This window comes from Clostridium sp. (assembly GCF_051654825.1).
In the GTDB taxonomy this organism is placed as follows: Bacteria; Bacillota; Clostridia; order Clostridiales; family Clostridiaceae; genus Clostridium.
Window position 1 is genome coordinate 1 of sequence record NZ_JBOFYU010000006.1, and the last position, 5906, is coordinate 5906.

At 28.4% G+C, this 5906-nt stretch carries 5 protein-coding genes; all 5 read left to right on the top strand.

The window, feature by feature from the left end; translation table 11 throughout:
* Positions 1-151 precede the first annotated feature (151 nt).
* On the top strand, positions 152-841 hold the full coding sequence (locus ACRDBA_RS00110; protein ID WP_438570916.1) for a response regulator transcription factor: 690 nt from the start codon (positions 152-154) through the stop codon (positions 839-841).
* A complete protein-coding gene (locus tag ACRDBA_RS00115) occupies positions 819-1859 on the top strand; it encodes a sensor histidine kinase (RefSeq protein WP_438570917.1) in 1041 nt (346 codons plus the stop codon). The genes ACRDBA_RS00110 and ACRDBA_RS00115 overlap by 23 nt, the downstream gene beginning before the upstream one ends.
* A complete protein-coding gene (locus ACRDBA_RS00120; protein WP_438570918.1) occupies positions 1846-3237 on the top strand; it encodes a histidine kinase dimerization/phospho-acceptor domain-containing protein in 1392 nt (463 codons plus the stop codon). The genes ACRDBA_RS00115 and ACRDBA_RS00120 overlap by 14 nt, the downstream gene beginning before the upstream one ends.
* Positions 3238-3314: 77 nt before the next feature.
* Positions 3315-3887 (top strand): hypothetical protein, encoded by a 573-nt coding sequence (locus tag ACRDBA_RS00125; protein ID WP_438570919.1) that lies wholly within the window; start codon positions 3315-3317, stop codon positions 3885-3887.
* A gap of 242 nt (positions 3888-4129) precedes the next feature.
* A partial coding sequence (locus ACRDBA_RS00130; protein ID WP_438570920.1) for a TIM-barrel domain-containing protein occupies positions 4130-5906 on the top strand: 1777 nt, incomplete at its 3' end.

The window sequence follows — 5906 nt, forward strand, 5'->3', positions numbered from 1 at the left end:
AAAGATATGTGTTTCGCATCATAAGATGCTAGACGGGATAGATATAAAAATAAGAATAAAAAAATAATGATGTGCTTTAATATTCGTTGGAATGCTATTAAGTTTTCTATAAAATGTTATATCTACATCATACAAGGGGGCGAATATAACTATGAAAGATATAGTTTTAGTAGTAGATGATGATAAAGAAATAGTTAATTCTATAGATATATATTTAAGAAATGAAAATATTGAAATATTAAAGGCTTACGATGGTATTCAAGCTATAAATATTATTGAAAATAACGATGTGCACTTAGTAATTATGGATATTATGATGCCTAATATGGATGGAATAAGAGCAACTTTAAAAATAAGAGAAAAGAAAAACATACCTATAATAATGTTATCAGCTAAAAGTGAAGATACAGATAAGGTTTTAGGCTTAAATATAGGAGCAGATGATTATATAACTAAACCTTTTAATCCATTAGAATTAATAGCTAGAGTAAAGTCACAGCTAAGAAGATTTAAATTGCTTGGTAATTATGAAAAGGTAGAAGAAGATGAAGTTGAAGTAAGAGGATTATTATTAAATAGAAGAAGCAAGGAAGTAAAGATAAATGGAATAGGAGTTAAGATAACACCTATAGAATTTAAAATCTTAGATTTATTAATGAGTAATTTAAATAGGGTGTTTCCAGCAGAAGAAATATATGAAAGAGTTTGGAATGAACCTTGTTTAAATAATGAAACAGTAATGGTTCATGTAAGAAGAATAAGAGAAAAAATAGAGGTTAATCCAAGAGAGCCTCTATATTTAAAGGTGGTATGGGGTAGTGGATATAAAATCGAAAGGTAAATGGATATTTGGGAAAATAGGTTTAATAACAAATATTCTAATAGTAGTGGCACTAGGTTTTTCTATGTACTATTTAAAGATAAATAAAATGAATTTTATTATTTTTACTTGTACGGGGATGGCCTTACTAGGAGCAAAGTTATTAATAAGTGAAGTAAAGATATTAGGGTTAGTATATGCATTAGATAATACAATAAATGAAATAGATAATAAGAAAACAAGTATAAGTAATATGAAGAGAAATTACGCAGAAGAATTTCCAGGATTTCTTAAATCACAAGAAAAGGTTTATAAAAGCATTGCAGATATAGCTGAAAATATAAGAGATTATGTTCAAAATAAAAGCAAGAATGAACAGGTTATAAACAGATTAATTAATAATGTTGTGCATAAGTTAGATAAACCTGTTGATAACATACAAAAGGCTGTAGCTGATTTAAAAGGAGGAAATGGAGATTTAAATTATTTAGAAAAGGAAGCTTTATTTACTAAGAAATTAATCCAGGATTTATTTGAATCTTCTAAGGCAGCAAGCGGTGTTTTAAATATTAAAAAAGAAACTGTGCCAATTAATTATATTTTAAAGCAAGCAGTAGCAGAATTTAATAGCAATATTGAAGAATCAAAGCTTCAATATATTTTAAATATTAAGGATGAAGGAGTAATGCTTAATATTGATCCAGAAAAAGTATGGAGAGTATTTCAAATATTATTAGAAAATACATTAAAGCACTCTTTAGATGGAACTAGGGTCTATATAGATTCTTATATAAAAGATGATAAGTATATATTAACTATAAAAAGTATTTCTAAAAATCCCCTTAATATTTCAGAGGAAGATTTATATAAAAGAATTGAAGAAAATGAAGTTGGAGATAGTACAGGCTTACCTTTAGAAACAGCAAAAAGCATAATATCAACTTTAAATGGAGAGTTAAGTATAGAAATTGATGGAGACTTATTTAAGACAGATATAATGTTTAATATAAAGGAGGGTGAGAAAATTGTTACTCCATAAAATTAGAAGTAAAGAAAGGGATAGGGAAAATAGTAAAAGAGACTTCATTTATTTAAAGGATGAAGAGGAAATAGAAATAGTAGAAAAGATTCATTCAAAAACAATAATAGAAAGAATAGGATCTATGTCTATTTTAATATTTTTCTTATCAAAGCTTTTCCTAAAGGAGAAAACTTTAGAAGTTATTATTTTAGCAGTTCCTTTTATATTAATGATTTCTATATTTACAATTATAAAAAGATGGTTTGGATGTACAAGGAAGATAACATCCTTAGAAATAAGTTCATCATATATAAATTGGATAGCGTTTAAAAGACTTTATAAAATTATTACAATAGGATTTTTATTAAATTCTATATTAATGTATTTTTCAAGTTTAAATAACATTTATTCTGGTATTAAGATTTTAGAGTATTATAATAGCTTTATTATAGGAAGTATAATGACTATAGTTGGATTTACTACAGGAATAATAGTTAATTATATTAGAGGTAAGTTAATAGAAGTAACCTTTGAAAATATGGCTGAAGGACTGAAAAAAGGACAAATAGACATAGCTAAAAAAAGCTTAGAAGAAGAATCAAAAGTAAGAATGTTATGGGGAGAAGGATATATTATAGTAAATAGACAATTAGAGGTTTTAATAGAAAAGGTAGAAGCTCTAGCAAAGGAAGAGGAGAGTAGTTTAATAGATAGAACAGAGCTTATTACTAATGCTTCACATGATATAAGAACTCCTTTAACATCTATAATAAATTATATAGATATTTTAAAAAATAAGGATATAACTAATGATGAAAGAGAAGAATTTATAAATATACTAGAAGCTAAGATAAAAAGGCTTAAGGCTTTATTAGAAGATTTAGAGTATGCAACTAATTTCTCAATAGGGGAAATTCAAGTTAACAATGAGGAAGTAGACGTAGTTAAACTATTAAATTTAGCTATAGAAGAAAGTAAGGATTCTATAGAGGCTAAAGGATTAGATTTAATAAGTGATTTTAATGTTGAAGAATCTAAGGCTCCGATGGATAAAAATAATATTATAAGAGTATTTCAAAATTTATTATCCAATATTTCTAAATATTCATTAGAAGGAAGTCGTGTTTATATAGAGCTTAATGAATTTAAAAGTGAGGATTCAACTTATAAAAATGATAAATGTAGAATAACATTTAAAAATATATCAAAAGATAAACTTAATATAGAACCAAGTGAATTAATAAAAAGGTTTAAGCGTGGAGATGGATCAAGAAATACATTAGGTCATGGGTTAGGACTAGATATAGCTAATAGTTTAGTTAAGGTACAAGGTGGAGAAATGAAGATAGATATTCAAGGAGATTTATTTAGAGTTGATATACTAATAGATCTTTAATAAATATAATTCTTGAAGGTTAAATTTATTTATTATATAATAATTATTATTGATTAAGATTTTGGGAGTGAATAGCTATGAATATAAAAGTAGAATTAATATATGAAAATGATGAATATAAAGTAGTATCAGGTGGAGAAGTAGTTGCAACATATAAGGACGGAGATGATGCAATAATCCAATTTAAGCAATCAGTTGCAAAAAGTAAGGTTCCAGATTTAAATAGTTGGGGAACAATAGAAAAAGAGTTAGAAAAGTATAAGAATATTGGATTAGAAATAAATAGTGAATATAAAAATATGACTTTTGGAGAGTTAAAATATTTTAATCCTACAGGAAAGGTATTTTCATTTGTTAATGGAGAAATGATGCCATTAATGGGAGGATATCAATTCTTTAAATTTATTATTTCATTAGCTGCAGAATGTGGTATGGAATCATATAGTGAAGTTTTAGACTTATGTAAAATAGTTGTAAATAAAAATGCAATTTATAGAATTAAAGATACCAGTATAGTAGTTTCAAGCCCAAGATTTAATTATGGAGCTTGTGAATATAACTTTAATAGTAGAAAGATTCATAAAGGTGCAAGCGTTACAGAAGGCGACTTTGCAGAGTTTAAAGAATATATTAAGTCAATTTTAGGATAATATAATTTTTATACTAGAGGTATTTAAAGGATAGATTTATGTAGAAATAAGTCTATCTTTTTTTTGTAAAAAATATTAACAAAAAAAGGAATTAAAGTAAAAATAAAGAATAAGTATTAAGTAAACTGATTACTGAATTTAAGATAAGTCCAAAAATTAAATTCTAGGTAATTGTTTACAAATATAAGGGGTTCAGTTTTATAAATTGAAAACTTTAAAAGATATTAAGGTGAGGGTAAAGAATGAAGAGAAAAGAGCTTATTAAAAAAATTGCAGCTATTACATTAAGTACTATGGTTGCAGGGAATTTCTTAATGTCAAACAGTCCAATACATGCAGAATCAATATTAGCAGTAGCTGATGATTCTAGCAGTGCAAGTCTTGAAGCTAAAAACACTGAGTATTCAAGTATCGGAGCTGTTGAAAGTTTTACAACTGATGGTAACATAGTTACTATTAAAATGGTTACAGGGGAACATGTACGTGTATCATTATTAGATGATAATGTATTCCGTCTATACATGGATCCAGATGGAAAGTTCCAAGAAGATCCAACACCAAATGGTAAAGATCATACGACTACAATTAGAGAAAAGGCTGACGAAGATTATGAAGGAGTTACTCCTACAGTAGAAGATGGAGATATTTTAAAAATATCAACAGATTCTATTGAGTTAAAAGTTGAAAAAGCTACAGGTAAAATGGAGCTAGTAAACAAGGTAACAGGAAATACTATTTGGAAGGAAGCTGAACCATTAAAGTACAAGGATAATGAAACTGTTCAAACTCTTGTAAATAATGAGGATGAGTACTTCTATGGCGGAGGAATGCAAAATGGTCGTTTCTCACATAAAGGACAAAGTATAAATATTAAAAATGAAAATAACTGGGTAGATGGTGGAGTTGCAAGTCCAACACCTTTCTATTGGTCAACTAATGGTTATGGTGTAATGAGACATACATTTAAACCAGGACAATATGCATTTGGTTCAAAGGACAAGTCAGTAGTAACTACGACTCATAATGAAAAGCGTTTCGATGCTTACTATTTTGTTGATGAAAAAGCAAATGAAATATTAAATGGATTCTATGAGTTAACAGGTAAGCCACTTTTAATGCCTGAATATGCATTTTATTTAGGTCACTTAAACTGTTATTCTCGTGACTGGATAAATGATGAAACAGGAGCTGAATCACAAACACCAAGACCAGGATATGATAGACAAGAAACCTTAATGGTAGATGCTAAAAAGGTTTTAGATGATCATATTTCAAACGATATGCCACTTGGTTATTTCCTACCTAATGATGGATATGGATGTGGATATGGTAGAGAAGATACTATTGATGGAAATATTGAAAACTTAAAAGAGTTTGTTGATTATACAAGAGCTAACGGAGTTCAAACTGGTCTTTGGACACAAAGTCAGTTAAAGCCTACTGGTAATCAAGAAGCTTATTTAGAAAGAGATATTGATAAGGAAGTAGGAGTTGCAGGAACTAATGCTGTTAAAACTGACGTTGCATGGGTAGGAGCTGGATATTCATTTGCTCTTAATTCAGTTAGACAAGCGGCAGAAGGTATTGAAAAGAATTCAAAAGACAATGCAAGACCTTATGTAGTTGCTGTTGATGGATGGGCAGGAACTCAAAGATACTCAACATTATGGTCAGGAGATCAAAGTGGTGGAGCTTGGGAATATATTAGATTCCATATTCCAACTTATATAGGATCAAGTTTATCTGGTAATCCAAATGTAGGATCAGATATGGATGGTATCTTTGGTGGTAAGAAGCCAATAATCCAAACTCGTGATTTCCAATGGAAGGCATTTACGCCAATTCAATTAGATATGGATGGATGGGGAAGCAATGCTAAGAATCCTTATGTATTTGGTGAACCATATACTTCAATTAACAGAATGTATTTAAAATTAAAGGGCGAAATGATGCCATATATTTATAGTAATGCGAATGAAGCTACTAATGGTGGTATGCCTATGGTTAGAGCTATGATGC